We start from the raw sequence: 1330 nt of genomic DNA, 5'->3' as shown, positions 1-1330 counted from the left end.
CCCTCCTCGTATAATAAGTTTATAGCCAAGCAAAACAGGCTATAGACTTATTCTTTTTGTGGTATAGATGTAAGGATATTCTGTGATGTCATATCAGGAGGGGTCTCCTCCAGGAGCGCTGGTTCATCCTTTTCCCATCTATACAGTTTACATGTTACTTTATATCAGAGCTTCCCGATGCTATAATGATTCCCAGTGGAATCTTAGCTAAGGTCACTGCTGGTTCCCTCCTGCAAAGCCTATGGCTATTGCTCAATAAGCTTGCAGCCCAGACGGTGTACCATGACTGCTTACACAAATGCTGCATCCCCAGTTCTAGCCTCCAGCAGGGTATTTCTACTGGTCCAATGCTGATAACGCGAGGTTTCAGCCGGTACATCGAATCGGGATAAGCTTTGGCTCTGATTCCCCATTCTTACCTGAAAGGTGGTGATTACATATGAAGAAAATCGATTACCTCTCAACGCTTTTTGTTGGTATCGATATCGGTTCCCGTTTAAACGTTATCTCTGCTTTGAACTTCGAGCAAGAGTTCCTCATTCGGATGGCCTCCATCCCAAACTCTCAGTATGGCGCTGAACAGATGGAACTGATGATTGCCGAGGTTCTCCAACAGCATCATGAGTTCCGCTCCATCATCATTGGTTTGGAGTCCACTGGCTTTTACGGCGTCCACATTGCCAATTACCTTTCCACCTGTCAAATGCTGGCTCCCTTCTCCACGAAGGTCTACTGCCTCAATCCCAAGGAAGTGGCAAAGTATAAAGAATCCTTTAATTCCCTTGATAAGAACGATGGGATTGATTCCTTTGTCATCGCTGATTTCGCCAGGGTCGGCCGGATTAACACACAGCCCTGGCGCGGGGCACAGTATCTTGCACTCCAGCGCCTTACACGGCACCGGCTTCACATTACAGAATGCATCGCCAGGGAGAAAACCTACATGCTCAACAACATCTTTCTGAAATTCAGCGAGTTTGCCATGCTGGACAACGATGAGCACCCTTTCTCCAATAAATATGGTGCCACTGCTGAAGCTGTTCTGACGGACTACCTTTCTACCGAAGCCATCGTAAATGCTTCTGTAGATGAACTGATTGCTTTTATCAGTTCCAAAAGCCGCGGACGCATCCATGATCCAGAGCAGGCCACTTATCTGCTTCAAAAGGCTGCTAATGATTCTTACAGGCTGGACAAGTGCCTTTATGAACCTTTGACAGTCTCGATCGGGTGTTCCTTTAACTGCATCAATGCATTTGAAAAGGAGCTCAAAGCAATTGATGATGCTATTTTAAGAACGGTGAAAGGGCTGAATCCTACCGAGTACCAG

Annotated in this window: 1 protein-coding gene; it reads left to right on the top strand. The window is 46.4% G+C overall.

All coding sequences use genetic code 11. The features are described 5' to 3' along the window. Positions 1–439: 439 nt before the first annotated feature. Positions 440–1330 (top strand): IS110 family transposase (locus NE473_RS29970; protein ID WP_155561016.1); only part of this gene is annotated, 891 nt, incomplete at its 3' end.

Source organism: Hungatella sp. SL.1.14 (assembly GCF_024460495.1).
GTDB lineage: Bacteria > Bacillota > Clostridia > Lachnospirales > Lachnospiraceae > Hungatella > Hungatella hathewayi.
This window is presented reverse-complemented; position numbering and strand designations above follow the sequence as displayed.